The organism is Alteromonas sp. ABM1_013, assembly GCF_056160505.1.
On the sequence record NZ_JBSWXH010000002.1, the window covers coordinates 424,708 to 450,497 of the forward strand.

General features: G+C 46.1%; 21 protein-coding genes. All 21 read left to right on the top strand.

Annotated elements, in window-relative coordinates; genetic code table 11:
- Nucleotides 1–3 precede the first annotated feature (3 nt).
- The 21 genes from murD to ACXAGK_RS06595 all read left to right on the top strand — a co-directional run bounded on the left by murD (nucleotide 4) and on the right by ACXAGK_RS06595 (nucleotide 25,783).
- The gene (gene murD, locus ACXAGK_RS06495; RefSeq protein WP_474855003.1) at nucleotides 4–1,506 is read left to right on the top strand and encodes a UDP-N-acetylmuramoyl-L-alanine--D-glutamate ligase; all 1,503 of its coding nucleotides are present in this window, start codon (nucleotides 4–6) and stop codon (nucleotides 1,504–1,506) included.
- Nucleotides 1,503–2,927 (top strand): cell division protein FtsW, encoded by a 1,425-nt coding sequence (gene ftsW / locus ACXAGK_RS06500; protein WP_474855005.1) that lies wholly within the window; start codon nucleotides 1,503–1,505, stop codon nucleotides 2,925–2,927. Before murD ends, ftsW begins: the two co-directional genes overlap by 4 nt.
- On the top strand, nucleotides 2,920–4,050 hold the full coding sequence (gene murG, locus ACXAGK_RS06505; protein ID WP_474855007.1) for an undecaprenyldiphospho-muramoylpentapeptide beta-N-acetylglucosaminyltransferase: 1,131 nt from the start codon (nucleotides 2,920–2,922) through the stop codon (nucleotides 4,048–4,050). Before ftsW ends, murG begins: the two co-directional genes overlap by 8 nt.
- Nucleotides 4,050–5,504, top strand: a complete 1,455-nt coding sequence (gene murC / locus ACXAGK_RS06510) for a UDP-N-acetylmuramate--L-alanine ligase (protein WP_474855009.1) — start codon at nucleotides 4,050–4,052, stop codon at nucleotides 5,502–5,504. Before murG ends, murC begins: the two co-directional genes overlap by 1 nt.
- A complete protein-coding gene (locus ACXAGK_RS06515) occupies nucleotides 5,497–6,480 on the top strand; it encodes a D-alanine--D-alanine ligase (protein ID WP_474855011.1) in 984 nt (327 codons plus the stop codon). Before murC ends, ACXAGK_RS06515 begins: the two co-directional genes overlap by 8 nt.
- A gap of 2 nt (nucleotides 6,481–6,482) precedes the next feature.
- Nucleotides 6,483–7,253 carry a cell division protein FtsQ/DivIB gene (locus ACXAGK_RS06520; RefSeq protein ID WP_474855012.1) on the top strand — a complete coding sequence of 257 codons (771 nt, stop codon included), beginning with the start codon at nucleotides 6,483–6,485 and terminating at the stop codon, nucleotides 7,251–7,253.
- Between the two features lie 7 nt (nucleotides 7,254–7,260).
- The gene (ftsA, locus tag ACXAGK_RS06525) at nucleotides 7,261–8,490 is read left to right on the top strand and encodes a cell division protein FtsA (RefSeq protein WP_071815699.1); all 1,230 of its coding nucleotides are present in this window, start codon (nucleotides 7,261–7,263) and stop codon (nucleotides 8,488–8,490) included.
- A 109-nt stretch (nucleotides 8,491–8,599) separates the two neighbouring features.
- Entirely contained in the window at nucleotides 8,600–9,766 is a 1,167-nt protein-coding gene (gene ftsZ / locus ACXAGK_RS06530; protein WP_474805357.1) for a cell division protein FtsZ, read from the top strand.
- Between the two features lie 213 nt (nucleotides 9,767–9,979).
- Nucleotides 9,980–10,891 (top strand): UDP-3-O-acyl-N-acetylglucosamine deacetylase, encoded by a 912-nt coding sequence (lpxC, locus tag ACXAGK_RS06535; protein ID WP_474805358.1) that lies wholly within the window; start codon nucleotides 9,980–9,982, stop codon nucleotides 10,889–10,891.
- A 208-nt stretch (nucleotides 10,892–11,099) separates the two neighbouring features.
- Nucleotides 11,100–11,978: a peptidoglycan DD-metalloendopeptidase family protein gene (locus ACXAGK_RS06540; protein WP_474805359.1), complete on the top strand. Its 879-nt coding sequence runs from the start codon at nucleotides 11,100–11,102 to the stop codon at nucleotides 11,976–11,978.
- A 178-nt stretch (nucleotides 11,979–12,156) separates the two neighbouring features.
- On the top strand, nucleotides 12,157–14,865 hold the full coding sequence (gene secA / locus ACXAGK_RS06545) for a preprotein translocase subunit SecA (protein WP_474855015.1): 2,709 nt from the start codon (nucleotides 12,157–12,159) through the stop codon (nucleotides 14,863–14,865).
- Nucleotides 14,865–15,248, top strand: a complete 384-nt coding sequence (gene mutT / locus ACXAGK_RS06550; RefSeq protein WP_474855017.1) for an 8-oxo-dGTP diphosphatase MutT — start codon at nucleotides 14,865–14,867, stop codon at nucleotides 15,246–15,248. Before secA ends, mutT begins: the two co-directional genes overlap by 1 nt.
- Before the next feature lie 431 nt (nucleotides 15,249–15,679).
- On the top strand, nucleotides 15,680–17,587 hold the full coding sequence (locus tag ACXAGK_RS06555) for a methyl-accepting chemotaxis protein (RefSeq protein WP_474855019.1): 1,908 nt from the start codon (nucleotides 15,680–15,682) through the stop codon (nucleotides 17,585–17,587).
- 36 nt (nucleotides 17,588–17,623) lie between these two features.
- Nucleotides 17,624–19,171, top strand: a complete 1,548-nt coding sequence (locus ACXAGK_RS06560; protein ID WP_474855021.1) for a chemotaxis protein CheW — start codon at nucleotides 17,624–17,626, stop codon at nucleotides 19,169–19,171.
- Between the two features lie 19 nt (nucleotides 19,172–19,190).
- A complete protein-coding gene (cheB, locus tag ACXAGK_RS06565) occupies nucleotides 19,191–20,228 on the top strand; it encodes a chemotaxis-specific protein-glutamate methyltransferase CheB (protein WP_474855023.1) in 1,038 nt (345 codons plus the stop codon).
- Between the two features lie 16 nt (nucleotides 20,229–20,244).
- Nucleotides 20,245–20,886: a HEAT repeat domain-containing protein gene (locus tag ACXAGK_RS06570; protein WP_474855025.1), complete on the top strand. Its 642-nt coding sequence runs from the start codon at nucleotides 20,245–20,247 to the stop codon at nucleotides 20,884–20,886.
- Nucleotides 20,879–21,733, top strand: a complete 855-nt coding sequence (locus ACXAGK_RS06575; protein ID WP_474805366.1) for a CheR family methyltransferase — start codon at nucleotides 20,879–20,881, stop codon at nucleotides 21,731–21,733. The genes ACXAGK_RS06570 and ACXAGK_RS06575 overlap by 8 nt, the downstream gene beginning before the upstream one ends.
- A gap of 1 nt (nucleotide 21,734) precedes the next feature.
- A complete protein-coding gene (locus ACXAGK_RS06580; RefSeq protein ID WP_179984258.1) occupies nucleotides 21,735–22,112 on the top strand; it encodes a response regulator in 378 nt (125 codons plus the stop codon).
- Entirely contained in the window at nucleotides 22,105–24,807 is a 2,703-nt protein-coding gene (locus ACXAGK_RS06585) for a chemotaxis protein CheA (RefSeq protein ID WP_474855028.1), read from the top strand. The genes ACXAGK_RS06580 and ACXAGK_RS06585 overlap by 8 nt, the downstream gene beginning before the upstream one ends.
- Nucleotides 24,798–25,052, top strand: coding sequence for a hypothetical protein (locus ACXAGK_RS06590; RefSeq protein WP_136782013.1), 255 nt, complete (start codon nucleotides 24,798–24,800; stop codon nucleotides 25,050–25,052). The genes ACXAGK_RS06585 and ACXAGK_RS06590 overlap by 10 nt, the downstream gene beginning before the upstream one ends.
- Nucleotides 25,049–25,783: a ParA family protein gene (locus tag ACXAGK_RS06595; protein ID WP_474855030.1), complete on the top strand. Its 735-nt coding sequence runs from the start codon at nucleotides 25,049–25,051 to the stop codon at nucleotides 25,781–25,783. Before ACXAGK_RS06590 ends, ACXAGK_RS06595 begins: the two co-directional genes overlap by 4 nt.
- The last annotated feature ends 7 nt before the right edge of the window (nucleotides 25,784–25,790 follow it).

Sequence of the window (25,790 nt, forward strand, 5' to 3'; positions counted from 1 at the left end):
GTAATGTCGTATAACGTACGTGAGCATAGTTATGTAGTCGGTGGCCTAGGTGTTACAGGTCAGGCTTGCGTGCGCTTTTTGTTGCAACAAAAGGCAATGGTTAAAGCGTTTGATACACGTGCTAGTTTTGCTCTAGTTACCGACCCTGATCTTGATACTGACATGCAAGCGTTTATGGCAGACAAGGTCACTTGCCATGCCCTAGGCGAAGATTACTTTGATGGTGTAGACACCTTGGTGTTAAGCCCGGGGCTTGCTCTGGATATTGAACAAGTGGCTTTAGCGCAAAAGTGTGGCGTTGAGGTGATCGGCGATGTTGAGTTGTTCGCCCGTTTAAATGCCTCCTCGAACGGTGCTACACCAGCTAAGCGCGTAGTGGGCATAACCGGCTCTAACGGCAAAACCACGGTTACGTTATTAGTGAACCATCTGCTTAAAAGCTGCGGCGTAAAAAGTATTGAAGCGGGTAACGTAGGTCGCCCTGTGCTTGAAGCGCTACAAAGTGATGCAGATGTAGTGGTGATGGAGCTATCAAGTTTTCAACTTGAAACTACGTCTAGCCTGGTGCTTGAAGCTGCTACTGTGCTTAATATTTCCGATGACCACCTAGACCGTCATATCACCCTTGAAGCATATATCGATGCCAAACATCGCATTTTCGATAACGCGAAATCTGCGGTTGTATGGAGAGACGGTGAGTTTGTAGCGCCAGACGAGCAGACTATTGCTAATGCTAAGGCTGATGCTCCGTCAAATTCCGTATCTAATGAAGACGCGCAAGCGTCAATAAATATCATTGAATATGGACTGGGAGAATCGGCCACAGGGTTTGCGATTGCGTCTTTTGGCAGTGACGGTAATACGCTTGGCGATAAACAAAGTCTATACATCACGTTTAATGGCGAAAAGCTTATTGCCCTTAGCAATATCCATTTAGCGGGCATGCATAACGTACTAAACATCATGGCTGCATTGGGTATCTGCCTTCAGCTAGGTGTTTCGCCAGAGCTTGCGGTTAAACATCTACACAGCTTTAAAGCTGCACCACATCGGTGTGTAGAAATAGCCCGTGTAAACGATGTTCGCTATATCGACGATTCGAAAGCAACCAACATTGGTGCCACCGTCGCGGCCCTTGAAGGGTTAGCCCCGACTGTACAAGGAAAGCTGATTCTTATTGCAGGTGGTGACGCTAAAGGTGCTGATATAGCTAGCCTTTCGCCTTATCTGAATAAATATGTCTCGCACGTGTTTGCATTGGGCAAAGATGCACACCTGTTTGAAAAGAGCTTTGCGCATACCACTCGTGTGGCAACCATGAAAGATGCCGTAAAAGCAACAACAAGACTTGCTGCCCCTGGTGATGTAGTGCTGCTTTCTCCGGCGTGTGCAAGCTTAGATATGTTTAAAAACTACATGCATCGCGGTGACGTGTTTAAACAAGATGTATACAACCTACATAATTTACACGTTGAAAACAACGGCGCTGTGGAGGCCTCATCATGATGACTGCCTCTACCAAACTTAGCGCGTTATTTGCCGCGAAGCACGACGGCCAACCTTCAGCTAAACATCCCTATGACGTGACGCTGATCTTAATCGCACTTGCACTGATGAGCATTGGGGTTGTTATTGTTACCTCGGCGTCTATGCCGGTGGCCGATAGGCTGCACGACAATCCTTTCTATTTTGCTATTCGCCACGGTATTTACATAGTTGGGGCCATCGTCGCTGCAATGGTAGTCCTTAATTTACCCATGCAGTTTTGGCGCATGACCAACCCCTACCTTCTGCTTGCGGCCATCGCCCTATTACTAGCAGTACTGGTAGTGGGAAGAACCGTAAACGGGAGTACCCGTTGGTTAGCGATTGGCCCTATCACCATTCAAGCGGCCGAGCCAGCTAAGCTCTTTTTCTTTGCGTATTTGGCTGGGTACTTGGTTCGTCGTTACGAAGAAGTGACCGAAAATTTAAAAGGCTTTATTAAGCCTCTTGTGGTGTTCTTTGCGTTAGCAATGCTGTTACTGCTACAGCCAGACTTAGGTACGGTCGTTGTGATGTTTGCAACTACGATTGGCTTGCTGTTTTTAGCGGGGGCGAGACTTTGGCAGTTCTTCGCACTGGTGTTTGCAGGCATATTGGCGGTTGTAGCGCTTATCGTGTTCGAAGAATACCGAATGAAACGGGTTACCTCTTTCTTAGACCCTTGGGCCGACCCGTTCGGTGCTGGTTATCAGTTAACTCAGTCTTTAATGGCCTATGGCCGTGGTAACTGGTTTGGGCAGGGCTTAGGCAATAGCTTGCAAAAACTGGAGTTCTTACCCGAAGCACACACTGACTTTGTTATGGCCATCTTGGCCGAAGAGCTAGGCTTTGTTGGTGTGCTTGCCGTACTCGGCCTTATTTTGTGGATGGTGTTGCGTGCGCTGAGCATTGGAAATAAGGCACTTGAAAAAGGGCGACCGTTTGATGGTTACATGGCTTACAGCATAGGCATCTGGTTCAGTTTCCAAACGGCGGTAAATATTGGTGCAAGCGCAGGTATTCTGCCAACAAAAGGGTTAACACTGCCGTTAGTTAGCTACGGCGGCTCGTCACTTATCATCATGTCAGTAGCAGTAGCCATATTACTTCGTATCGATTTTGAATTACGGGTTGATGGCGTACAGGCGATTGGCCGGGGCGATGGCAAGTCAGGTAAAAGCAAAGCCCGACGTAAAAAGCCTATTCCTACAAGCGCGTCTCAATCTAAAGCGGCACATGCTGATGATGGAGCGAGTGTAGAGAGCAATACAGATGAATCAGACTTTTCTACAGCGACGGTTGAAGCTAAACCTAGCGCCAAAACATCAAGTGCGGAAGATGAAGGCAAGGCCGGCATTAAAGCCATACTCGCGCGCGTAGCGCAGGAGGCTGATAATGGCTAAGCGTTGTTTAATTATGGCTGGTGGTACAGGCGGACACGTTTTCCCTGGTCTTGCAGTAGCTAACGCGCTTCGAAATGAAGGTTGGGATATTCATTGGCTGGGCACTGCCGAGCGAATGGAAGCGCAAGTTGTACCTAAGCACGACATACCTATTCACTTTATTCCCGTAAAAGGGCTTCGTGGCAAAGGTATTTCTGCACGTATTCAAGGTGCTGTCGCTTTAGTAAAAAGCTTATTTTCTGCAAGACGAATTATAAAACGTCTACAGCCGGATATTGTTATTGGTTTTGGCGGCTATGCGAGCGGTCCTGGCGGCGTTGCAGCGAAGAGCTTAGGTATTCCTGTGATAGTGCATGAACAAAACGCAGCGGCTGGCATGACTAATAAGCTTCTCAGTAAATTTGCAAGCCGTGTGTTGCTTGGCTTTAACGATGCTAAAGAACAATTTTCAGGGGTTGCAGATAAGGTGCATACTGTTGGCAATCCTGTTCGCGATGAAATTTGGCAGGTGATACCTAAACCTGTAGACATTAACGCAGACGCTCGTACAAACACCTTTGAAAACACTAGTGAGCACAAGCAAGGTTTAAATATGCTTGTAGTTGGCGGCAGTTTAGGTGCACAGATTTTGAATGAAACTGTGCCTGAGACATGCGGTGTCCTAGAAGGTTTATCAATAAAGCACCAGTGCGGTAAAGGCAACAGTGAAAGTGTTGCTCAAGCTTATAAATCCGTAGGCGCTGATATGGCGAAAGTTGATGTAAGTGATTTTATTGATGATATGGCCGCAGCCTATGAATGGGCTGACTTTATTGTCTGCAGAGCCGGTGCGCTTACGGTGAGCGAGGTTGCAGCTGCAGGACGCGCGGCGATTTTCGTTCCGCTACCTTTTGCGGTGGACGATCACCAAACGAAAAATGCGCAGTCGTTAGTGAAGCAAAATGCGGCACTGATGATTGCTCAATCAGTATTGAAAGAAAATTTAGGGCAGGCGGTGCGTCAGTGGTTACAACACCCTGAAGACTGCTTAAAGATGGGTGCTGTAGCGAAAACTTGTGCAAGCACTCATGCCACGGAAAATGTAGTAAGCCACGTTAAAAGCGTGGTAGGAGTAGGGGACTAATGGTTTTTAAAACCCCATTTGAAAGCCCGCAAATGCGCCGGGTTAAAAATATATTCTTTATTGGTATCGGCGGTGCCGGTATGGGTGGTATTGCCGAAGTATTACTAAACGAAGGTTATGCTATTGCTGGCTCTGACATTCAAGAAGGGCCAATGACCCAGCGCTTAAGCGAATTAGGTGCTGATGTTAAAATAGGTCATCGCGCGGAAAATGTCGAAGGCATGGACGTTATTGTGGTTTCTAGCGCCATCAATGAGCAAAACCCAGAAATTATCGTAGCTCGTGAAAAGCGCATTCCGATTATTCGCCGTGCAGAAATGCTGGCAGAGCTGATGCGCTTCCGCCACGGTATTGCAGTAGCGGGTACCCATGGAAAAACGACCACAACCAGTTTGATTTCGACGATTTTCGCAGAAGCTGAGTATGACCCTACCTTTGTTATTGGTGGCCTGCTTAATAGCGCTGGTACGAATGCGCGACTAGGCAAAAGCCGTTATCTAATCGCCGAGGCTGATGAGAGTGACGCGTCCTTCCTTCACTTGCAGCCAATGGTATCGGTTGTAACCAATATTGAAGCGGACCATATGGATACCTATGGTGGCGACTTCTCGAAAGTAAAAGATACCTTTGTTGAGTTTTTGTCAAACCTACCGTTTTACGGTCAGGCCATCGTATGCGGTGACGATGCGAATATTCAAGAGATTCGTCCTCGCATAGGCCGAAGTATTCTCACCTACGGCTTTGAATCTCATAACGACTATCGTGCAGAGAATATTTCACTGTCATTTGGTAAAGCGAGTTTTACCGTTATTCGACCAGAGCGTGAACCGTTAGATATTACGTTGAACCTCACCGGTAACCACAACGTGCTTAATGCCCTTGCTGCTATTGCTGTAGCAACGGATGAAGGTGTAGATGACGACGCTATCATTCGCGCGCTAGCCAGCTTTGGCGGCATAGGCCGTCGTTTCGAGCAGCTAGGTACGTTTACTACCAGTAAAGGTGAAGTTTGTTTGGTGGATGACTATGGTCACCACCCAACGGAAGTTAAAGCGACTATCGCTGCGGCTCGGGCAAACTGGCCTGATAAACGCTTAGTTATGGTTTATCAGCCCCATCGCTTTACGCGAACCCGCGACCTCTATGAAGATTTCGTTGAAGTGCTATCTAGCGTCGATGCACTGTTGCTTCTAGATGTATATGCCGCCAGCGAACAGCCTATTGAAGGCGCTGACAGTAAAGCATTGTGCCGCTCCATACGTCAGCGCGGCCAGATAGAGCCTGTTTATGTGGGCGATAAAGAGGCGCTGCCAGGAATTTTGGCGAATATCATACAGGATGGCGATATCGTCATGACCCAAGGTGCCGGTAATATCGGACAAATTGCTAAGCTTCTAGCACGCCATGAGTTAGAGCCTGCATCGCTTACGAAGGAAGGGAAGCAACATGATTAGTCCTTCGGTAAGTGTTCGCTCGCAAAAGACCCATTTACCGAGTGAGTACGGGAAAGTGGCTGTGCTGCTTGGTGGAGACTCTGCAGAGCGCGAAGTATCACTAAATTCAGGTAATGCGGTATTAAAGGCGCTATTAAGGCAAGGTGTGGACGCCTTTGGTTTTGACCCAGCAGAGCGACCGCTTACTGATCTTCTTGAATTAAAAGTCGACAGAGCACTAATCATGCTTCACGGTCGCGGCGGTGAAGATGGCTCTATGCAAGGGGCCCTTCAGTTCCTAAAAATTCCCTATACGGGGAGCCCAGTTTTAGGCTCTGCGCTGGCAATGGATAAAATTCATACTAAGCAAGTGTGGCAAAGTTTAGGTTTACCCACTGCAAAATATGAAATTGCTGATAAAAGGCACTTTGAAGCTGGTAAGTGCAGCGCTATAATGGATAAATTGGGGAATGAAGTCATGGTAAAACCGGCCAGAGAAGGGTCGAGTATTGGCATGGCGAGAGTGACAAGCGCTAAACAACTCGAAACTGCCATTCAGGACGCCTTTAAATACGATAATCAAGTCCTGTTAGAGCAGTATATAGACGGCCCCGAATTCACTGTTTCTGTTTTACAGGGGCAGGCGTTGCCGTCTATTCGCATGTCTACTCCACATACGTTCTATGATTATGCTGCGAAATATCAGGATAATACAACAGAATACTATTGCCCAAGCGGCTTGTCTGAAGAGCAAGAAGCACAGTTAGCAAAACTGGCATCTCGTGCTTTTGACGCTATTTCTGGCAGCGGCTGGGGAAGAATTGACGTTATGCAGGACAACCAAAGGCAATTTTACTTGCTAGAGGCGAACACAGTACCTGGCATGACAGAAAAGAGTTTGGTGCCGAAGGCAGCCAAAGTTGCAGGATTAACATTTGACGAACTGGTACTAAGTATTCTTTCTACCAGTTTTGATGACGTTGCAAACAAGGCGTAAACGTGGCGGATACCAATACTAACCAAGTTAAGTCTGCTTCTGAAAAAGGCGGAAAAAGCAAAACGGCAGTGTGGGGCGGTGTCGCGTTCTTACTGTTTGTAATTGCTGGGTTAGTATTTGGCGGGCTTAAAGCAAACCAGTATTTGCAAGACGAACAGCAAATGCCGGTTCAGGTTATCGATTTTTCTGGTGATTATCAGCACATCGATATTACCAAGCTAGAGCGGTTAATACGCAAAGCGCAGCCAGGAAGCTTTTTTGCGCTTGACGTCAACGAAGTATTTGAGCTTGTTGAAGCGCAGCCTTGGGTTTATCGCGCGTCAGTAAGAAAGAAGTGGCCAAATACGTTAAAAATTTATTTGGTTGAGCAGCAGCCGGTTGCGCAATGGAATGAAGATTTGTTGTTAAACCCTTATGGGGACACGTTTAACGACGAAGGCGTGAAGCTTGATTTGCCGCGCTTGTTTGGTCCGGGCGGCAGTGAAAAAACCGCCCTCGAAGGCTACAACGCGATGCACGCGTTAATAGCAACGACAGACATGACAATTGATGAATTGTCACTGAGTGAGCGATTTGCGTGGCAAGTGCAGTTGGAAAACGGCATTAAATTGAATTTAGGGCGTCAGGAGTTTATCGATAGGCTACAACGGTTTATTGATGTTTATCCACTTTTGGCGCAACAAGAGAAGGCGGTGAAATACGTCGACCTTCGCTATGACACGGGCGTTGCAGTCGGATGGAAAGATGACAGCGCCACAGATGAAGAGAGTTAAGGAAACCATGTCAAAACCTGCTGAACGCAATTTGATTGTAGGGCTAGATATCGGCACCAGCCAAGTAAAGGCCGTGGTGGGTGAATTACTAGAAGACGATCAAATCAGTATCGTTGGCGTGGGCACCCATGCATCGAAAGGCATGGACAAGGGCGGCGTTAACGATTTAAACCTGGTCGTTAAGTCAGTACAGCGTGCAGTAAACGAGATGGAGTTAATGGCAGATTGCCGTGTATCTTCAGTTTTCATGTCTATCTCGGGGCGTCACGTAAAATGCCAAAACGAAAACGGCATGGTACCGATTAACAACCAAGAAGTAACACAAGAAGATGTAGATAACGTTATTCATGCGGCGCGCAGTGTGCCAATTGCTGCAGAACGTCGTTTACTTCATGTGTTACCTCAAGAATTTACCATTGATGTACAAGAAGGCATTAAAAACCCTATCGGTATGTCAGGAGTACGAATGGAAGCCGACGCCCACATTATTACCTGTGCCGACGATATGGCGAAAAACATGGTGAAATGTGTAGAGCGTTGTGAACTGAATGCCGACCAGCTGATCTTTTCAGCGTTGGCGTCAAGTTATGCCGTGTTAACTGACGACGAGCGAGAGCTTGGCGTGTGTGTGGTTGACATTGGTGGTGGCACTATGGATATGGTTATATTCACAGATGGTGCGATTCGCCACACGGCAGTTATACCGGTTGCGGGTAATCAAATTACTAGCGACATTGCTAAAATATTTAGAACGCCTATCAGCAATGCAGAAGAAATTAAGGTGAATTATGCCTGTGCATTGAAAGATATGGTGAGTATGGAAGACAGTATTGAAGTACCTAGTGTGGGCGGGCGCCCGGCTAGAGTGATGTCTCGACATACGCTAGCTGAGGTGATTGAACCTCGCTATCAAGAGCTTTTTGAGCTGGTACATGATGAAATTCGTGCCAGCGGTCTGGAAGAGCAAATCGCAGCAGGTCTTGTACTTACTGGCGGTACCGCTAAGATGGAAGGTGCTGTGGAATTTGCCGAAGAACTTTTCCAGATGCCCGTGCGCGTGGGCAAACCCATCAACGTAAAAGGTTTGTCTGAATACGTTGATGATGCTGGCTTTGCAACAGTCGTAGGGCTGCTGCAATATGGCAAAGTACAATCTGATAATAAGAAGTCCAGTACGCAGAAGACCGGTGAAAGCTTATTTCATCGAGTGCAAAGCTGGTTTAAAGGTGAATTTTAATTTTATTTTGGGGGCGCTATAGCTACGGCATTAAGGCTAGCAGGAAGCAATTAGCCTAAGGGAATGACCTGGCGTAGTGTTTAAAAAGACGTACAACCGGAGAGTAAGTATGTTCGAATTAATGGATAGTCACGGCGAAGAAGCCGTAATCAAAGTCATCGGTGTCGGTGGCGGCGGTGGTAATGCCGTTGAGCACATGGTGTCTCAAAGCATTGAAGGCGTAGAATTTATCGCAGTGAATACTGACGCACAGGTGCTTCGTAGCTCAAGTGCAGACGTAACACTTCAAATTGGCTCAAGCGTAACCAAAGGCTTAGGTGCGGGTGCCGATCCAAACATTGGTCGTGAAGCTGCGCAAGAAGACAGAGAAACCATTCGTCAGGCGCTAGACGGTGCCGATATGGTTTTCATTACAGCCGGCATGGGCGGTGGTACAGGTACAGGTGCAGCACCGGAAGTAGCGAAGATTGCCCGGGAAATGGGCATTCTTACGGTAGCGGTAGTGACTAAGCCGTTCCCATTTGAAGGTAAAAAGCGTACCTCTTTTGCTGAACAAGGTATTGTTGAGCTAGCTAACAACGTTGACTCGCTTATTACTATTCCGAATGAAAAGCTATTAAAAGTAATGGGTCCAGGCACGCCGCTTCTGCAAGCATTTAGCGCAGCAAATGATGTTTTGCGCGGCGCAGTTCAAGGTATTGCGGAGCTTATCACTCGCCCTGGTCTGATCAATGTTGACTTCGCAGACGTACGTACTGTTATGTCTGAGATGGGTAAAGCTATGATGGGTAGCGGTGCAGCAAGCGGTCCAGACCGCGCTGAAGAAGCCGCTGAATCAGCGATTGCTAGTCCACTGCTTGAAGATATCGACTTGTCAGGCGCACGCGGTATTCTTGTGAATATTACAGCAGGTCCAGATTTCGCTATCGATGAGTTTGAGACTGTAGGTAACGCTGTTAAAGCGTTCGCATCAGAAAATGCGACTGTGGTTGTCGGTACCGTTATCGATATGGAAATGACAGATGAGCTTCGCGTAACGGTTGTTGCAACCGGTATTGGCGCAGAGCGTAAGCCTGACATTTCATTAGTAAGCGCAGAAGGTTCTCGCCTTACACAGCCGGCTAAGGAATACGGTAATTCACAAACAAGTGAACCGCGTTCTGCAGTAGGTGGTACAGAAGGCAACCAAGCGCTGAAAGCTGACGACAGTGCTCAGCCAGACAACGATTTGGAGTATTTAGATATTCCTGCGTTTCTTCGCAAGCAGGCAGACTAATTTAGCTGCCTGAAAAGGAAGGGAATTATTTTACGTTTGTGTTGTCTTACTTAGTAAGGTGTATTTACACAGCGTGAAGAATTTCGCGTGAATAGGTTAAGAAAATACGTAATCTGACAAGGTGAAACTTGCCAGAACGGGTGTTTTTTGACATGTGAGTAATAACTCTCTATAATTCGCGCCCGCTTTTTTAATAGGTAAAAGCTTAAGCAGATGATTAGACAACGTACAATCAAGCAATCGGTACAAGAGACCGGAATTGGGCTTCATAAAGGGGAAAAGGTCACAATGACTCTCCGACCTGCGCCAGCAAACACGGGTATCGTGTTTAGGCGTGTTGACCTTGAACCACATGTTGACATACCTTCGCGTGCGAACGCGGTAGGTAATACCATGCTGTGTACGTGCCTAAACAACGAAGACGGTGTAACTATCCAAACGGTAGAGCACTTAGCGTCTGCACTTGCAGGTTTAGGCATCGACAACATTATTGTTGAAGTAGACAGTAACGAGCTGCCAATTATGGACGGAAGTGCTAGCCCGTTCGTATTTTTACTTCAATCTGCTGGTGTTGAAGAGCTAAACGCGCCTAAGCAGTTTATTCGTATTAAAAAGCCAGTTCGTGTAGAAGATGGCGATAAGTGGGCCGAGTTAGTGCCTTACGATGGCTTCCGTGTTGATTTCCAAATTGACTTTGACCACCCTGTGATCAGTCAAACTCGTCAGCATATGGTGATGGATTTCGATTCATGTTCGTATGTGAATGAAGTAAGCCGTGCACGTACCTTCGGTTTCATGCGCGATTTAGAGTACATGAATGCTAACAACCTAGCGTTGGGTGGCAGCATGGAAAACGCAGTGGCGTTGGACGAATTCCGCGTACTCAACCCTGAAGGGTTGCGCTACGATGATGAATTCTTAAAACACAAAATTCTGGACGCTATTGGTGACTTATATCTTGGCGGCCACAGTTTGATTGGTGAATTGCGTGCGTACAAAACAGGCCATGGTCTGAACAACAAGCTACTAAACGCAGTGCTTGCGCAAAAGGAGTGTTGGGAGTTTGTGACCTACGACTCGCAGGAAACGGCACCCATTCGTTATGCTCAACCCGCGTTAGCGTAAAAATTTAAAAAAGCCGCCTAACGGGCGGCTTTTTTTCATATGGCAATTACTGTAATAAATGATACAGTAGCCGAATAATTAATATAAATTTCACCCATTCGACAAAAAAACTATAAGTTGAAGGTTGTCGCCTTTGGCTAAAACACATTCATAGTGTTATGAAGTAGTATGAAAAAGAGTGGCGTGAAACAGCAATTTTCTTCGTGGTATGAAATTAACAATCACATTAGCAGGTAAAAATAAACGCTACAGACACAGCATTAGTGTCCGTACGCTCGTGAGCGCAACCGTGCTCTCGTCTATTTTTATGCTAGTGTCGAGCCGTTCTACTGAATCTGTGTCGGAGGATGTCGCACGGGTTCGCTTAGCGCAGACTGAAGTCAGCGAAAAACAAAAAGACGTTGAAGCGCTAAAGCAACAAACAACGATAAAACTAAAAGCTTTGCTTTCTCATGTAGCAGAATTGTCTGCACAGGCCTCGCTACTTGACGAAAAGGGCAAGCAAATCGCAACAGAATTAGGTATGTCAGCGGCTGACCTGGACGCTTTCGTACCGGTATCGATACCGGAAAACCTCCAAGACGACCCCATCCTTCATGATATAGCCAAACTAGAGCAATCACTTGATTTAAAGTCTCAACAGTTGTCTATGCTTGAAAGTTTGGTAAGGGGTCACCATATCAACGAACAGAGCCAATTATCTGGTCGTCCGATAGAGTCAGGGTGGTTGTCTTCTTATTATGGTATGCGGGCCGACCCGTTTACTGGCGAACCTACTATGCACAAAGGGCTAGACTTCGCGGGTAAAGCAGGGGAAAACGTAGTAGCAACTGCCGCAGGTATTGTGACCTGGGCGGGTGAGCGCTATGGCTATGGCCAACTAGTAGAAATTGATCACGGTGATGGCTATGTTACCCGCTATGGGCACAACGACACCCTTACTGTTTCAATAGGCGATGTGGTGACCAAAGGGGAGCCAATTGCAAAAATGGGCAATACGGGGCGCTCAACTGGCGTTCATGTCCACTACGAAGTAATAAGAAACGGAAAACCAATCGATCCTCTGCCTTTCGTTTACAAAAAATAGCGTAGGTAGCAGCCAGGTAATTCTCGTCGATAATGCCTTGTTAGTTAGGTCATTTGAAGCGAAGAAGCATAATTTAAGAACATCGCAGAACACAACGCATTTAATATTGTGTTTTATACGTTTAATTTAGCTGTGCACGATGTGCGGCGCCTCGACAAGTAGTGGAATATAAAAGCTAATGTTTTCAAGCATCCTTCGAAAAGTATTCGGTAGTAGAAACGACCGATTATTAAAAAAATTACGCAAAAACGTAGATGCCATTAATGCACTGGAAGCAGAATTTGAAAAGCTTTCCGATGAGGCGCTAAAGGCTAAGACGGACGAATTTAAAGCCCGTATCGAAAAAGGTGAAAGCCTGGATAGCATCCTTATTGAAGCCTTTGCTACGGTACGTGAAGCCAGTAAACGTGTTTACGGTATGCGTCACTTCGACGTGCAAATGCTTGGCGGTCAAGTACTGCACGAAGGCAAAATTTCCGAAATGCGTACCGGTGAAGGTAAAACCCTTACGGCTACTTTGCCAACTTACCTTAATGCCCTATCGGGCAAAGGTGTTCATGTTGTTACCGTGAATGACTACCTAGCACGTCGTGATGCTGAGTGGAGTAATCAGTTATTCATGTTTTTAGGTATGCGCGTAGGTTGCAACGTACCGGGTATGTCACCTGAGCAAAAGCGCGACGCTTACCAAGCAGATGTTACCTATGGAACCAACAACGAGTTTGGTTTTGATTACCTACGCGACAATATGGCGTTCAGCCCGCAAGATCGTGTTCAGCGCCCGCTTAACTATGCAGTAGTGGATGAAGTTGACTCCATCCTAATCGACGAAGCCCGTACGCCACTTATTATCTCTGGCCAGGCTGAAGATAGCTCAGAATTATATCGCCGTATCAACGTCATTATTCCTAAGCTTGTTCAGCAAGAAAAGGAAGATGAAGAGGGCCAAGAAGGCGATGGTGATTACACTATCGACCTTAAAGCAAAACAAATTCACCTTACCGAGCGCGGTCAGTTACACGTTGAAGAGATACTTCACGAAGAAGGCTTATTGCCTGAAGGTGAGTCGCTGTTCGCTGCTGGTAATATTTCATTGCTTCACCATATAAACGCTGCACTACGGGCTCACAAGCTGTTCGCGAAAGACGTAGATTACATTGTTAAAGACGACCAAATAGTCATTGTTGACGAGCACACGGGTCGTACTATGGAAGGCCGTCGCTGGTCTGAAGGTTTACACCAGGCCGTAGAAGCGAAAGAAGGGGTTCGTATTCAAAACGAAAACCAAACCCTTGCGTCAATTACCTTCCAGAATTACTTCCGCTTGTACAACAAGCTTGCAGGTATGACAGGTACTGCCGATACAGAAGCCTTTGAATTTAATCATATCTACGGCTTAGAAACGGTGGTTATTCCAACCAACCGCCCTATGCAGCGTAAAGACATGGCTGACCTTATCTACCTAACGGCAGAAGAAAAATACGAAGCCATTGTTGAAGACATTAAAGAGTGCGTTAAACGCGGTCAGCCTACGCTAGTGGGTACGGTGTCTATCGAGAACTCAGAGCTGATTTCTCGCATTCTTAAGAAATCAAAAATCCCTCATAAGGTACTAAACGCTAAGTTCCATGAACACGAAGCAGATATCGTCGCACAGGCTGGTAAACCCGGTGCTGTAACCATTGCGACCAACATGGCAGGCCGTGGTACCGATATCGTGCTAGGTGGTAACTGGCAAGCAGAAGTTGAGAAAATTGAAAATCCAACTGAAGCGCAAATCGAAAAGATTAAAGCTGAATGGAAGAAAAGCCACGACGCAGTGCTTGAATCTGGTGGTCTACACATTATTGGTACAGAGCGTCACGAATCTCGCCGTATTGATAACCAGCTTCGCGGACGTTCAGGCCGTCAGGGCGACCCCGGTTCAAGCCGTTTCTACCTGTCATTAGACGATGCGCTAATGCGTATTTTTGCCTCTGAGAAAATGGGCAATATGATGAAGCGTTTGGGTATGGAGCGTGGTGAAGCCATTGAGCACCCATGGGTAACTCGCGCCATTGAAAATGCACAGCGCAAAGTAGAAGGTCGTAACTTCGATATTCGTAAGCAGTTGCTTGAATACGATGATGTAGCCAACGATCAGCGTAAAGTTATTTACGAGCAGCGTAATGAACTTCTTGACGAAGGTGATATTAGCGAGACTATCGCAGCTATCCGTGAAGACGTTATTTCGAGCGTTGTCGATGAGTACATTCCTCCACAATCTCTTGAGGAAATGTGGGACGTAAGCGGCCTTGAAGAGCGCATGCGTGCCGACTTCGCCGTAGACCTGCCAATTAAGACTTGGCTTGAAAATGACGACAAGCTTTACGAAGAGAAGCTTCGTGAGCGAATTTTAGGTGAAGTGGTCAGTGCCTATAAGCAAAAAGAAGAAGTGGTAGGTGAACAAGTACTGCGTCAGTTTGAAAAAGCGGTAATGCTTCAAAACCTAGATAGCCATTGGAAAGAGCATCTGGCAGCAATGGATCATCTACGCCAAGGTATTCACCTACGTGGCTACGCGCAGAAGAACCCTAAGCAAGAGTACAAGCGTGAGTCCTTTGCCTTGTTCTCGCAAATGCTAGAAGCACTTAAAGTTGAAGTGATCACGATTCTTGCGCGTGTAAAAGTACAAGCTGAAGAAGACGTGCAAAAGGTAGAAGAGCAACGTCGTCAAGCTGACGATGTGCCTAAGAACTTCGAGCACGAAGAAGCGAGTACAACGCCTGAAGAAGCAAGTGACAAAGTACGTACCCAAGTTCGCGAAGGCGCGAAAGTAGGCCGTAACGACCCATGTCCTTGTGGCTCTGGTAAAAAGTACAAGCAGTGCCACGGCAAGCTTAAGTAATGAAAGTAGTACATGTTGCTGTGGGCGTTATCGCCCGCGGCGATGAAATATTCATTACTCTTCGCCCTGACGATGTTCATCAGGGCGGGAAATGGGAATTTCCCGGCGGCAAAGTAGAAGAAGGTGAGACCGTTCTACAGGCGCTGAAGCGAGAGCTTGCTGAAGAAGTTGGTATTAGCGTAAACCACAGTGAGCCGGTGATTGTGATAACTCATGATTACGGCGACAAGCAAGTTAAACTAGACGTTCATCGTGTATATGACTTTACCGGTGAACCTCATGGCAAAGAAGGTCAACAGTCGCGGTGGGTTAATGTGCAGGCGCTTAACGCCGAAGATTTCCCAGAAGCGAACGTTCCTATAATCAACGCATTGCAAAGCTGATACCTGGAATACTTATATAGTTACACAGCTAACACAATTTGTATCAGCTAACCGCAGAAGCGAAGCATCGTTAAAATATCAAAGCGGCTAATAGCCGCTTTTTTCTTATACTTAGGTATAAGTTAATCATTTATAAGTAGTTTATCTCCAAAAAACTTCACCCTAACGTTAGCCCTATTAGACTTTTGTACTTTGACAAAGTCGGTCTTGTCGTCTTCGACTTCAATACATATATAAGCTTTTGTTTTTATAAACATGTACGAAATCGTGTCTTTTATGACATTTGCGCCACATTGTTTTGCAGGCCACGGTAAAAGAACTTGTCGTAGTAATAATCATACAAAAGTATTTGTTTTTATACTCAAATAGCGCTTTTTTTAAACGATATTTAATGCAGTCAACGAATGGCCATCTAAATATCGAGGTTAATTATGGCGCTCAAAAAGTCCACTGAACAGGCTGTAACCCCTACCGTCCACGTAGACGCTAAAATGAGAAAAGAAGCGGAAGAGGAGCGCCGCAAAGCAAGAACCCTAGCAAGACAGCAGCAAGCTGCAGAGCGCGTAGCATCAGCAACAGCCGAGCTTGCTAGCGGTATTAACCAGGCTTCAAGCGCTACAGATCAACTGTCCACTGCGGTTAACGAAATTGCCGCAGGAGCGGAAGAGTCTAGCAGTGCGAGCCAGGAAAGCTTGGCGGCAGTGACACAGATTTCCGGTGGTTTAGTGGCACAGCTTGAACTAGCTGCCTCTACAATGGGTAAAACCAACGAGCTCCAAACCTACCTTGAACGGGTAGTTGGTGATTTAAGCGCCATGATGACCAGCGTTAAAACTGCATCAGAGCACCAATCGCGTTCGGTCGTAATGATGAGTGAACTTGAGCAGCAAGCCTCAAACATCGGTGAAGCTGTCAAGCAGGTTACCCGAATTGCAGATCAAACTAACTTGCTAGCCCTCAATGCCGCAATAGAGGCAGGCCGCGCAGGTAAACACGGAAAAGGATTTGCGGTGGTCGCTGATACTGTCCGTGCACTTGCCGAAGTGTCAGATAAAAGTGCGGCGGATATTGCAAAGCAGATAGAGCAAATTCAAGAGCAGTCAAATCGCGTTTCAGATGCTGTTAAATCTTCTTCGGAAGCAGCGCTTGAAGAAGTGAATAAAGGGGAAGCCGTTACCGAACAGCTCACCACTATCAAAGCGGATATGCAAAGCATTGCTGACGGCGCAGAAGAATTGCAGGCACAGGTGAAGTCAATGGACGCTGCGGCTCGCGAAATTCAAGCTGGTTCAGAAATCATCTCTTGTGCTGCCGACGAACAATCCACCGCAGCACAAGAAGTTTCATCGAATGTTTCTGAGCAAAGTGTCGCTTTGTCACAGGCTGAACAGGCATCGCAGTCTTTAGAGATAATCACCGAAGAGCTTAAAAACAGCACTGATATCAATAAAAGCGCAGAGGAAGTCGCATCTTCAGCTGAGGAACTGTCGGCGAGTTTAGAAGAGATTAACCGCTCTTCAAGCGAAATAATGACGGCACTTACTCAGGTCAATAACGGTGCTCAACAGGCTGCGAGTTCAGTTGACCAAGCTGTGGGTAATATCGATCTGTTAAGAGAAGGCGTCGAAAGAGCATCAACGCAAAGTGATATAGCACTTGAAAAAGGCGAAGCAATTACGAGGCTGCTTCAAGAAAATCGCTCGCTAATTGAAGAAATGGTTAGCGGTATAAATTTGGCCTTAGAAACCAGTAAAGAAAACGTCAGCGCCATCAGTGAGATGGAAGTTATGACACGCCAAATAGATAAAGTGATAGATACGATCACAACGGTTTCGGTTAAAACCAGCATGCTGGCCGTTAATGGTGCGGTAGAGGCTGCACGCGCAGGTGAGTACGGTAAAGGTTTTGCGGTGGTGTCCGCGGATATACAAAGCCTAGCTGATGAAGCTGCAGAAAATGTAGAGCAAATAAAAGACCTAATCAAAGCGATTCAAGATCAGACAGTAAGTGTAAAGACCGACCTAACTAATGTTGCTGAAAGCGCTTCGAGAGAGGTAATGAAAGCCAAACAGACTACAAGAGATGTTGAACAAATCTCAACAGACATAGGCGAAGTGTTGGATTACAACAAGGCAATGAAAGACCGTGGTGAAGAAATTGCTGCAGGAGTGACCCAGGCCCAGCGCGGTTTAGAACAAATTGCAACGGCCAACGAACAAGCGAGCAGCAATTGTCAGCAAGCGCTTAGCGCAGCTGAGCAGCAAAGTAAAGGTATGGAAATGTTAGCCAAGTCTATTGAAGAAATTGCTTCGGTAGCTGACGAAATGCAAAACGGCTAGTTCATCGCAAAAGACTTTACAGGGGGAGCTTGCCTCATGAGTAACGACACTACATTCAATGAAACTGACGCTAACCTGGAGCAGGTTTCAGACAGTGAGCAACAGTTCGTATCTTTCTTAGTCGAACAAGAACGCTTTACCTTTCCCATGTTATCGGTGGGTGAAATTATTCGTGTACCGACTATGGTTTCAGTGCCTCTCGGCCCACCGCAAATGATGGGGCTAGCAAACCTACGGGGAAATGTGCTTCCAGTTTATGACTTAAGCGCTATTTTGCTTGGTCGCCATGCAGAAGTTAGTGATGCTACTCGTGTTGTTGTGGTGGAAACTGACCTTGGAAGTATAGGCTTTTTAGTTGACCGAGTGCTTCGCGTTTACAGTGTGGCTGAAGGCGCTGTTATCGATAAAGCATCAATGACCGACTCTATCGTTTATGACTATATGCTTGGCATTATTAAACAAAGCGAAGAGCCGGTAGAGCAAATTTTAGATGTATTAGCATTGGCAAAAGCGCAAGCGGTGACCAAGCAAGGCGGAAGCGCAATGCAATTATCCGGTATGCAGCGCATAGATAGCGATGAAAGTGAGTGTATAGACGCTGATGACAGCTTACAGCAGCTAGTCTGTTTTTCGCTAGAAGACCAAGAATTTGCTTTCCATCTTCAAGATGTGGAAGAGATTGTGAGAGTTCCCGCAGAGATATCACAACTACCAGAAAGTGCCCCGGCTGTCCTCGGTTTGGTTAATCTGCGCGGCCGCATTATTCCTATAGTCGACTTATCAAATGCCATTGGCATGATGCCCACACAAATTAATGAAACATCTCGCATTGTGGTCACTCAAAACACTGAGTTTGGTAGTGTAGGCTTTATTGTTGCTAAGGTCAGTAACGTCGTATCCATTTCCGAAACTGAGCTAGAAAGCGTGCCATCAGTCTGTAACGACGGTGCGGAATCTGGACTTCTTGAAGCTGTGTACCGCAGCGATGGTGGAAAGCGTCTGGTCTCCATTATTAACCTTCCTAATATCTATGGGCGCGCGCTCATGAGTGCGCTTACGAGTATCGATGATGATATTAAGCAGGAGTCGCAAATGAGCGAAAGTAACGAAGTTACGTTTGATGAAGATGATTGCGAGCAATACGTGATTTTCTGGATTAATGGTCAGGAATTTGGCGTAAGTATTGACGATACACAAGAGATTACGAGGGTGCCCGAAAAGCTAGAAAGCGTGCCGAGCACGCCAGATTATCTCAAAGGCATCGTCAATCTTCGCGGAACGGTACTGCCTGTTATTGATCTACGCAGCCGTTTGGGGATGCCGTGTAGTGAGACTTCAGAGCGTCAACGAATCGTTGTCCTCACAAAAGATAAACAGCGCACAGGTTTTATCGTGGACGGTGTAGCGGAAGTAAAAACGGTGGTCAGGCAAACTATCGAAGAGGCCCCATCGCTATCAGAGATGCAGTCTGAATTCTTAAACCGTTTGATAAAGCTGAACGACGAAAAGCGCATCATCCAAATCATTGAACCCAATGTGTTGCTCAACGACAATGCCGTAGCAGCGGCCCAAGAGCAATGTTAGCTAACGTTTGAGGCTATCTATGTCAGTTAAAGTGCTTATTGTTGATGATTCAGCGTTAATGCGAAAGTTATTTACGGAGCTCTTCGAGAAAGAGGGCTTTATCGTTAGGGTAGCGCGCAATGGTGAAGAAGCCTTAACCAAAGCCGTAGAGTTCGAACCAGACTGCATAACATTAGATATTAACATGCCGGTAATGGACGGTATGACATGCTTAGCCATGCTGAAAAAGCTTTATACCTGCCCCATCATTATGGTGTCTTCATTAACACAAAAAGGCGCGACTATTACGTTAGAGGCACTGGCGCTCGGTGCTAGTGACTTTGTTCTAAAAACTGGCGGCACTGTTTCAAGGGACATTTCAGATTTAGAAATCCCACTTATCAATAAAATTCACGCACTCACTAAAACAGGTAAGCCCCAACGTCCCACCACCAAAACACCGCCTGTCGTTAAACAAAAAGTGGTTCGGAGTAACAAAAATGTACCCTTTGAAGTGGTGTTAGTCGGGGTTTCAACCGGTGGTCCTAAGAAACTAGAGCATTTGGTTGCGAATCTGAATCCTTCTTTTCCTGTGCCGATTGTCATCTCTCAGCATATGCCAGCATCTTTCACCTGTGCACTGGCGAAGCGGTTAGATGGTTTAAGTTCGCTTAATGTTGTTGAAGTCGACAGTAAAATGTCAATAAAACCAGGCACCGTCTATTTAGCGAAAGGTGATGCGGATCTTGCTTTTTCTAAAGCAGGGAGTGAGGTTTTTGCTCGACCAGTACCCTCTAGTCCGAGCTTTTTATGGCACCCCAGTGTAGATCGAATGGTTGATAGTGCGCTTACCTGCTATAAACCACTTTCCATGCTATGCGTTCAGCTAACAGGAATGGGAAGTGATGGCGTTACCGCTATGAGTAAAGCTTATAAAGAGGGTGCAACAACAATCGCAGAGAGCGAGGCCACATCGGTGGTGTTTGGTATGCCTAAAGAGCTTATCGAAGCTGGCTGTGCCAGTTTTGTACTTGACAGTCCGAAGGTCGCGTCGAAGTTAAATGCGCTTTGTCGTTAATAGGAGTAGTAAAAAAATGGGTTTAAAAAAGAAAGTGGAGCCTGTTTCCAATATTTCCGAAGACTTTGAAGAAAAGCGCGAGACCCCCCGAACTACAGAACAACTCGTTAGCGACCTTAACTCAAACGATGGTGACATGCGTCGATGGGCTATTAGAGATTTGAGTGGTCGAAAAGTAGCCTGTGACGAGTTTCTCAGACGGCTGCCTTTCGAGGACGATCCGACCGTTATTGAAGCGCTATTTAGTGCACTTGAGCAAGATATGTCAGGCCGTCACGCATCCCAAGTGCTCAGCTTACTTAAGAGCGAAAACGTGCAGCTTCGAAACGGTGCTATAGAACTTATGCAACAAAATCCAGATGTATTTGCGGCGAATGTTACCCTTCTTATGCAGGATAAAGATCCGGATACACGTATTTTTTGTGTAGATATCATTGGTGCCGTAGCACACATTGAAGCGGTAAATTGGCTGCACCAGTTTGCTCTAAACGATGACAATGAAAATGTGGTTGGCACAGCGCTCGATAAACTTGCAGAGATTGCCGATGCATCAACACTCGACATTTTGCAAACAGTAGAAAGCCGCTTCCCACGTCATAGCTACATTCAATTTGTGATCTCTTTGATAAGAAGCCAGGTGAGAGGCGCCGATGAGTAACGCAGCATTAGAAAAAATAGATGCTGCCGACTTCGAGCGGTTCCGCTCTATGTTTTACCGAAAAACGGGGATCCACTTCGAAGACTCGAAGCGCTATTTTGTGGATAAACGTCTCCACGAACGCATGAAAGCCACGGGGCATCCGAACTTTAAAAGCTACTTTACATACATGCGGTTCCAGGCATCCGGCGAAGAGTTTCAAAACCTCGTTAATTCGATGACGGTAAATGAGACCTACTTCTTCCGAGAAGAATATCAGTTTGAGGCAATGGTACGAGACATCATGGATGAGCTAGATGGTTACCGTGCGCCAGGAGAAGATTTGAGAATTTGGTCAGTTCCCTCAAGCACGGGAGAGGAGCCATACTCCATTGCAATATACCTTATTGAGTATTGGAAAGGCCTAGCACACAGAGATGTAGAGTTGGTTTCATCTGATATCGACAGCAACGTGCTGGCTTCAGCAAAGAAAGGGCTCTATTCAAAACGTTCTGTACAGAATATCCCGCTGCCTCTCGTCAAAAAATACTTCAAAGAAGTCAATGGACAATACCAGCTAAGTGAAGATATTCGTGAGTCGGTGTCATTCACATTGGCTAATATTTTGTCGGGCAGCAACATGAAACAGTTTCGGCATTTTGACCTTATTTTTTGTCGCAACCTGCTTATTTATTTTGATGATGAATCTCGAAAGAAAGCGGCGCACGTGCTTTACGACGCCATGAAGCCTGGCGGCTATATCTTTTTGGGACACAGCGAGTCGATGAGTCGAATTTCGTCAATGTTTAAGGTTCGCAAGTTTGGCGATGTGATTGCCTATCAAAAGCCACTTGCAGGAGGGGCTTAACATGAAAACAGTAATGATTGTTGATGATGCCTCTACGGTAAGAATGTTCCATAAAATGCTGGTATCTACTCCTGACAGGATCATTGAAGAAGCAGAAAACGGTGTAGAGGCGCTAGAAAAAGCAATAGGGACGCAGGTCGACTTGTTTCTCGTTGATGTGAATATGCCAAAAATGGATGGCTATCGACTGTGTAAAGAGATTCGCCGCAACGATGCCTTACGCGCAGTGCCTATAATCATGATCAGCACAGAGTCGGCTAATCAAGATGCTGAGCGCGCTTATCAGTGCGGTGCAAATTACTACATGACCAAACCTGTCGATGCAGACATGCTGAAGTCGGTGGTGAGTGCAGTGATTGGAGGGAGCGCCAATGAGTGAATTACTTGATGTCTTTATTGGAGAGTCGCGAGAAAACTTAGAATCGGCAAGCCAAGAACTGTTAGCAATTCAATCGTCGGGACCAGCATCAGAACGCGTAGATAAAATCTTCCGGGACTTACACACTATCAAAGGGTCGTCTGACTTATTTGAAATTAAACCTTTAACTCGGTTAGCCCATGCGGCAGAGGACTTGCTCGATAGTGTAAGAGCGAACGAAGTTGCTTTTAGTGACGATATAGGCGACCTACTGCTTGAAGCCTTAGATCAAATTTCGATATGGTTTGACGAACTAGAGGTGGGCTCACAAGACCTAGAGCAGTGGCAACCCATCTCGGCTAAGTTAGGGGCACAGTTAAGGCATTTTATCGACCCTAATGGTTTAGACGCGCCTGGTAACGAAAATAACGCTGCACATAATGATTTGACATCATCAGATGATAAAACACTCACTGACGAACAAAGAGACATGTTGGCGGCTTTTAGTGATAACGCTGACCTTAAGCTTTTAAGTCAGGTCGAAGGGCCATTTTGTTACCATATTAAATACACGCCAGATGAAGGCTGTTTCTTTCGGGGTGAAGACCCTATAAATGTGGCGCTTGCTTTACCGGGTCTTAAAGCGTTCAACATAGATATGCCCGAACTTAACCATGATGCCGATATTTACAACTGTATGACCAATATCAAAGCACTTGGTTGTGCAGATGCAGACGCAATTAAGCAGCACATGGCTTATTACGAAGGGCAATATTCCCTTACGGTATTTACTAGCCAAGCGTTAAGAGCAAGTTGCGTAGATAAAATCAAAGATAATGTTGCCCTTATTGCTGATCAAACGTTATCGGATGCACTGAAAGAGAATGATCTTGAGCAGGTGCACGCTAGTGCAGGGCTATTGCTTGCTTCCCAGGACGTAAGTGATGCTCTTTTTGATGATGCGAAGCGCGCGGTGCTGGAATGCTTATCGACAGCAGGCGAACTCGACTTTCTGAATCGGGACGCGCAAGCCAATGAAAGTGGTAGTGAAAATACTCATATTGATAAGGACAGTACTGCATTTAGCGCAGAAAGTACTTCTACCGACAGCACGGCTGGCAAACTTGGCGACGATAGCCCACAGGAAGCTGGAGGAAATTCACCACATGCTTCTATGCTGTGTGGAAAAACGTTAGCGCCCCACGAAAAAGCGATCCTTACACAACAGCTCACGCTTTTGAATTCAGACAGCTATAAGTCAGAGTTTATGTTTCCTTCTATCGCAGGACTGGTAGGAAATATCTTAGGCGAAACCTTTAGTGACGAAGACGCCGTGGCCATTGCCATTTGTAATGCGCTAGATGACGAAACAATTAAGGAACAAGCCGATGAAGTACAAAAGCAACAAAGCGCAGAAGAAACATCAGTAGAAGCATCGCAGACCGAGCATACAGCAGAGAGCGCTGAAGCTGTGGGCGACACTAAACCCTTAAGCAGCGCAGAAGACAATGCACAGCCAGTAAAAACCGAGCGCCAAGCAGTTAAGATGCTAAAAGTCGACCAAGCTAAAATTGATTACTTAATGGATATTGTTGGCGAACTCACGGTGGCGAAAAACTCATTGCCTTATCTGGCCAAACAAGCCGAGGAGGAAGGAGGAAGTAGAAAGCTTAGTAAGCAAATTAAAGCGCATTTTTCTATTGTTAATCGCTTAACTGAGTCGCTGCAAAGTGCGGTATTGCAAATACGCATGGTACCCGTCTCTCATGTATTCCAACGCTACCCTCGCTTAGTGAGGGACTTAGCGAGGAAGCTCGATAAAAAAATTGAGCTTTGTATGCAGGGTGAAGACACCGAGTTCGATAAAAACTTAATTGAATCACTTTCAGAGCCGCTTATTCATTTATTGAGAAACAGCATTGATCACGGTATTGAGTCACCGTCTGAGCGGATTGCAGCGGGCAAGTCAGAAATGGGTCGTATTGACCTTATTGCTACGCCCCTTGATGACAGCGTAATTATTGAAATCCGCGATGATGGTAAAGGGATAGACCCACAAAAAATTAAACTACTCGCCTTTCAAAAAGGGGTCATCAGCGAAGCTCAACTAGAGAGCCTAGACGATAACGAAGCCCTACAGCTTATATTCGCTGCTGGTTTTTCTACCTCAGAACAAGTCTCAGATTTGTCTGGACGCGGCGTCGGTATGGATGCGGTAAAAACAATGGTAAGCCAGGCAGGCGGCACTATCGAAATGCACAGCGAAGTAGGCGTAGGTACTACTTTCAAATTGCTGCTACCTCAAACTATGTCGGTTAACCGTGTAATGATGTTTGAAGTAAACGACCAAATGTTTGGTGTGGGAATGGATGCGGTGGTGGAAACTGTGAAAGTGCCCACCTCAGACATTCAGCGCATTCGCAACGAACAGGTTCTTGTTATTCGAGAAAAGCTAATACCACTGTGTAATCTGCGCGACGCATTGGGTTTTGAAGAGGCAGAGGAAAAAGAAGAGCACTCAATTTTGGTGGTAGCAACACCACAGGGAGAGTTCGGGTTAATCATCGATAAATTTCATGAGGGTATTGATGTTATTCAAAAACCTCTTGAAGGGGTGCTAGCGGGATACGCGCACTTTTCGGGAACAGCGTTGCTTGGTGACGGGCGTGTGCTGTTAATCATCAATGTACAAGAGGTGTTAGCCAAATGCCTATAGCGTTCAAAAAGAAAGTGGCGGTGATGACCGGACATTGCGAAATTGAAGAGGCAGAAAGTCTGTTTGCCTGGCTAAACGAAGAGGTCTCTAGGCAAGTTAATTTAAAGGCCTTAGTCAGTGCACACACTGCGGTATATCAGGTACTGCTCGCAAAGAAGCCAAAAGTCAGTGTGTGGCCAGAATCTGAAAAGCTGATTTGGCTCACTAAAATGATGAATAACAAAAGCAATGTGTGGTGCGAATGAAAGTAATAACGGTGGCTAATCGCAAAGGCGGTACAGCAAAAACTACAACGGTAGTAAACCTTGCTTATGGTTTCGCCCAAGCGGGTAAACGAGTTATGGTCATAGACCTTGATAATCAGGGACACGTGATGCATGGCTTAAAAGCGCTTGGATGTACACCACAGATCGAGATTACCGAATTGCCAATTAGCCACTTTTTCACGTCAGTAGTGAAATGCTCAGAAAACATTTACGCAACCAATGTAGATACGAACAAGGCCAATACGAACGATAACATTACTTTAGACACTTTACGCAATTGGTGCGACTCAGTTCCTGTTACAACACATTTCGACATTGTGTTAATCGATACACCGCCGACCCTGAGTCCGCAACTGATGGCCGCGCTATCAGCCGCTACCGACATTATTATTCCAGCTACGCCTTTACCGCTTGCCAGTGACGGCGTGCAAAAATTATTAACGGCCTGCAGAAACGCTATGTCGGAGCGAAAGTTTAGAGCGACTAGGCTAACCATTTTACCCGTAATGGTTGAACAAAATTTAAAGCTTCACAGGCAAGAACTTAGTGGCTGGTATGAACGCTACGGGCGCAACAAAGTGCTGGTTCCCATAAGAAAGAGTATCAAATTAGCCGAGGCATTTGCTCAAAACAAACCCGTTTTTGCTTATGCACCTCAAAGTCGTGGCGCACACGACTATACTGAATTATGTAAACAATTAATCGGCTAGAAACAAG

Excerpts from the sequence above, each read along its gene's own strand:
- ACXAGK_RS06585 (WP_474855028.1), top strand. The coding sequence starts at position 22,105 with ATGAGTGAATTACTTGATGTCTTTATTGGAGAGTCGCGAGAAAACTTA.
- ACXAGK_RS06595 (WP_474855030.1), top strand. The coding sequence starts at position 25,049 with ATGAAAGTAATAACGGTGGCTAATCGCAAAGGCGGTACAGCAAAAACT.
- murC (WP_474855009.1), top strand. The coding sequence starts at position 4,050 with ATGGTTTTTAAAACCCCATTTGAAAGCCCGCAAATGCGCCGGGTTAAA.
- ACXAGK_RS06540 (WP_474805359.1), top strand. The coding sequence starts at position 11,100 with ATGAAATTAACAATCACATTAGCAGGTAAAAATAAACGCTACAGACAC.
- murD (WP_474855003.1), top strand. The coding sequence starts at position 4 with ATGTCGTATAACGTACGTGAGCATAGTTATGTAGTCGGTGGCCTAGGT.
- ftsZ (WP_474805357.1), top strand. The coding sequence starts at position 8,600 with ATGTTCGAATTAATGGATAGTCACGGCGAAGAAGCCGTAATCAAAGTC.
- ACXAGK_RS06575 (WP_474805366.1), top strand. The coding sequence starts at position 20,879 with ATGAGTAACGCAGCATTAGAAAAAATAGATGCTGCCGACTTCGAGCGG.
- mutT (WP_474855017.1), top strand. The coding sequence starts at position 14,865 with ATGAAAGTAGTACATGTTGCTGTGGGCGTTATCGCCCGCGGCGATGAA.
- ACXAGK_RS06570 (WP_474855025.1), top strand. The coding sequence starts at position 20,245 with ATGGGTTTAAAAAAGAAAGTGGAGCCTGTTTCCAATATTTCCGAAGAC.
- lpxC (WP_474805358.1), top strand. The coding sequence starts at position 9,980 with ATGATTAGACAACGTACAATCAAGCAATCGGTACAAGAGACCGGAATT.
- ftsA (WP_071815699.1), top strand. The coding sequence starts at position 7,261 with ATGTCAAAACCTGCTGAACGCAATTTGATTGTAGGGCTAGATATCGGC.
- ACXAGK_RS06555 (WP_474855019.1), top strand. The coding sequence starts at position 15,680 with ATGGCGCTCAAAAAGTCCACTGAACAGGCTGTAACCCCTACCGTCCAC.
- murG (WP_474855007.1), top strand. The coding sequence starts at position 2,920 with ATGGCTAAGCGTTGTTTAATTATGGCTGGTGGTACAGGCGGACACGTT.
- ACXAGK_RS06590 (WP_136782013.1), top strand. The coding sequence starts at position 24,798 with ATGCCTATAGCGTTCAAAAAGAAAGTGGCGGTGATGACCGGACATTGC.
- secA (WP_474855015.1), top strand. The coding sequence starts at position 12,157 with ATGTTTTCAAGCATCCTTCGAAAAGTATTCGGTAGTAGAAACGACCGA.
- ACXAGK_RS06515 (WP_474855011.1), top strand. The coding sequence starts at position 5,497 with ATGATTAGTCCTTCGGTAAGTGTTCGCTCGCAAAAGACCCATTTACCG.
- ACXAGK_RS06560 (WP_474855021.1), top strand. The coding sequence starts at position 17,624 with ATGAGTAACGACACTACATTCAATGAAACTGACGCTAACCTGGAGCAG.
- ftsW (WP_474855005.1), top strand. The coding sequence starts at position 1,503 with ATGATGACTGCCTCTACCAAACTTAGCGCGTTATTTGCCGCGAAGCAC.
- ACXAGK_RS06580 (WP_179984258.1), top strand. The coding sequence starts at position 21,735 with ATGAAAACAGTAATGATTGTTGATGATGCCTCTACGGTAAGAATGTTC.
- cheB (WP_474855023.1), top strand. The coding sequence starts at position 19,191 with ATGTCAGTTAAAGTGCTTATTGTTGATGATTCAGCGTTAATGCGAAAG.